3 protein-coding genes and 2 tRNA genes are annotated in these 3,142 nt (G+C 64.8%); all 5 read left to right on the top strand.

Annotated features, from left to right (window positions below; translation table 11 throughout):
- The first annotated feature begins 4 nt into the window (after nucleotides 1-4).
- Nucleotides 5-81: transfer RNA gene (locus tag I73_RS03550), tRNA-Arg, on the top strand.
- Nucleotides 82-147: 66 nt separating this feature from the next.
- A tRNA-Arg gene (locus I73_RS03545) sits at nucleotides 148-224 on the top strand.
- A gap of 439 nt (nucleotides 225-663) precedes the next feature.
- Nucleotides 664-1,572: a sulfotransferase gene (locus I73_RS03540; RefSeq protein ID WP_022979352.1), complete on the top strand. Its 909-nt coding sequence runs from the start codon at nucleotides 664-666 to the stop codon at nucleotides 1,570-1,572.
- 30 nt (nucleotides 1,573-1,602) lie between these two features.
- The gene (locus I73_RS03535; RefSeq protein ID WP_022979351.1) at nucleotides 1,603-2,031 is read left to right on the top strand and encodes a hypothetical protein; all 429 of its coding nucleotides are present in this window, start codon (nucleotides 1,603-1,605) and stop codon (nucleotides 2,029-2,031) included.
- 38 nt (nucleotides 2,032-2,069) lie between these two features.
- Nucleotides 2,070-3,142: efflux transporter outer membrane subunit (locus I73_RS03530; RefSeq protein WP_022979350.1), on the top strand; the 1,073-nt coding region annotated here is incomplete at its 3' end.

Genomic DNA, 3,142 nt, shown 5'->3' with positions numbered 1-3,142 from the left:
GCATGCGGCTGTAGCTCAGTTGGATAGAGTACTTGGCTACGAACCAAGGGGTCGTGGGTTCGAATCCTGCCAGCCGCACCAGACAAGGAAAGCCAGCATGTGCAAGCGTGCTGGCTTTTTCACCTCGGTCACACCTGCGGATGATCAGCGGCTGTAGCTCAGTTGGATAGAGTACTTGGCTACGAACCAAGGGGTCGTGGGTTCGAATCCTGCCAGCCGCACCAAACAGAAAACCCAGCATGTGAAAGCATGCTGGGTTTTTTCATTTCCGCGCCTCGCCGGGGTTTCGGACAGCGGGTGTCGCCCAAGCAGGGGACGGCGGTCGGTGAGGGCAGTCTGTCCGCAGTCTGTCGGGCGGAGGTTCTAGGGGTTGTGTTGTCCCGGTGCCCCGAAAGGGCGCTGTGGCCCCGGGGATGGACGGCATACTGCCCGCCATCAAGCAGTCGTCATCCCCTATGTTCACAGGGGGGCGCCATGCAAGTTCGGGATTGTGCGAGGTCCGTCTGGGCACGACAGTTCAAGAACCGAGATGGGGCGTCCCGTGGTGATGTGCCACATCTTGGTCACGTGGTCGTCCGATCAAGGTGCCGCACGAGCCTGTGTGGAGCCTGAGCGGGAGACTGTTCCACCGCCCCGGCGAAATACCTGTCCACAGCAGTTCCGATGGCCGCACCGCTGTTTCTTTTGGCGCCACCGAGGTCCTATACGTCGCTGATGAACGCGATGATCGGGCAGCACCCGCAAACCTTTGGTCTGCCGGAGCTGTGCCTGTTCAATGTGGACCGGCTGATGGACCTCTGGGTGCGGCGCAGTGACGAGATCGAGAATTTTTCCAAGACCCGTCAGGGGCTGCTGCGTGCCGTGGCGGAGATCTACGGTGGTGAGCAGACCACGGCCACCGTCCAGATGGCCAACCATTGGTGTGCCGCGCGCCAGCACCGCAGCACGGCCGAGATCTACCAGGAACTGGTGGCGGACATTCATCCACTGATCGCGGTGGAGAAGAGCCCGTCCTACACCATCTCCATCAAGCGCATGCAGGCCATGTACCGGACCTTTCCGGACGCGCGTTTCCTGCACCTGACGCGCCATCCGGTGGCCACCTGCAAGTCCATCATGGCGATGAACGACGGCGCCTTCGCCCTGTACGTCAACTCCATCGATTTCCTGGAAGACCGGGCCTTCGTGGATCCGCAGTTCGCCTGGCATGACCTGAACGCCAACATCCTGAACTTCCTGGACCAGGTGCCGGCCGCGCAGCAGATGCGGGTGCGGGGTGAGGACATCATGCACGACCCGACCCAGTTCCTGGGGGATGTGTGCCGCTGGCTGGGCATCCGTGACGACGCCGAGGCCATCGACGCCATGATGCATCCGGAGCGCTCGCCGTTTGCTTGCTTTGGTCCCATCACCGCCTTGTTCGGCAACGACCCCAATTTCCTGCGCGGCCCGGAATTCCGCCCGCACAAGGTCAAGGTACCCCCGCTGGACAAGCCGTTGGCCTGGCGCCCTGACGGCAAGGGCCTGTACCCACAGGTGCTGGAGCTGGCCGCGGAGCTGGGCTACACCTGACGACTGGACCGGCACAAGAAAAGCATTGGCATGACAGACAACCCAGAGCACAAGCCGGGCACCCGCCCCCGACTCGGTCCCATTGACGGGGACCCGGTGACCAGCCATCCGGATCTCAGCACGCTGTCCAAGCAGCAGCAGGCCTTGCGTTTGGCTGTGATCCAGGAGTTCAAGGCCAAGAAGGTCAAGAAGTACGTCGAGAAGCAGGTCCAGTACATCAACGCGAACAGCCGGATCGCCGAGGGCATCAAGTTCCTGTTCGACGAGGAAGGTCGGCCGCCGCCCAACATGCCGATGGAGGACATCGTGGCCGAGCGGCGGCACATCGAGTACGAGATCAAGTGGTTCGAGGCCATCCTCGACGAGTTACGCAACCGCCTGGTGCGGGTCAAGGAGATCGAGGAGCACGCCCTGGATCTGCTGGCCGAGCGCTTTGCACGGGAGCACAAGGACGAATGACGCACTGCCATCCCACGCGCGCCAGGAGCCGGCCTCCCATGCGCCTGATTCCCCTCCTGGTCCTGCTGACCGGCGCCCTGGCTGGCTGTGCCATGGGCCCCGACTACCAGCGCCCCGAGGTCGTCGTACCCAAGGTCTGGCGCACGCCGGCGCCCGCTGCCGCGCCTGTCGCTGATCTGGCCAATCTGGCCTGGTGGGAGTCCTTTGGGGACGCCCAGCTCAATACCCTGGTCAAGCAGGCGCTGCAGAACAACCTGGACATCCGCATCGCGGCCGCCCGGGTTCGCCAGTACGCGGCGCGGGCCGATCTGACCAAGGCGCAGGAACTGCCCGAGGTGGCGCTCAACGGCAGCTCCACCCGAGACAAACTGAGCGAGGAGCGGCAGGTGCCGCTGTCGTGGCGCACGCCCGTCAACAGTGCGGCCTACGAACTTCAGGCCCAGGTGAGCTGGGAGCTGGATCTCTGGGGGCGGGTGCAGCGCAGCAACGAGGCCTCGCTGGCCGATCTGGCGGCCACCGATGAAGACCGTCGGGCCATTGCGCTCACGGTGGTGGCCAATGTGGTCAGCGGCTATGTGCAGCTGCTGGCGCTGGACCGCGAACTGGCCCTGCTCCAGCAGGACGTGGCCAATCGGCAGGAGGTCATCCGCCTGGCCGAAGCCCGCCAGCAGGGCGGGGCCGGGACACTGCTGCAGGTCATGCAGGCCCGCGCCGCTCTGGAAGAGACCGCAGCGGCCGTGCCCGCCAAGGAGCGTGAGATCGCGGCGGCCGAGAATGGCCTGGCGATCCTGCTGGGCACCGATCCCGCGGCGATCCCCCGTTCCACGGCCCTGGACACGCTCAAGCCGCCGCCGGTGCCGCAAGGGCTGCCCTCCGCGGTGCTGGAGCAGCGGCCGGACGTGCGCATGGCCGAGGCCAATCTGCGTGCAGCCAACGCCCGCATTGGCGTGGCCAAGGCGGAGTTCTTCCCGACGATCTCGCTGACCGGTTTGTTTGGCTATGCCAGCACCGACTTGTCGCGCTTCATCACTGAGAAGGCCCTGTTTGGCAGTGTCGGCACGCAGCTGGTGGCCAAGGTGTTCGATGGTGGGCGCAATGACGCCACGGTGCG

This window comes from Ideonella sp. B508-1, assembly GCF_000333615.1.
GTDB lineage: Bacteria > Pseudomonadota > Gammaproteobacteria > Burkholderiales > Burkholderiaceae_C > Ideonella.
Note: the sequence above shows the minus strand (reverse complement) of the source record. Positions and strands in the feature narration are given on the sequence as shown.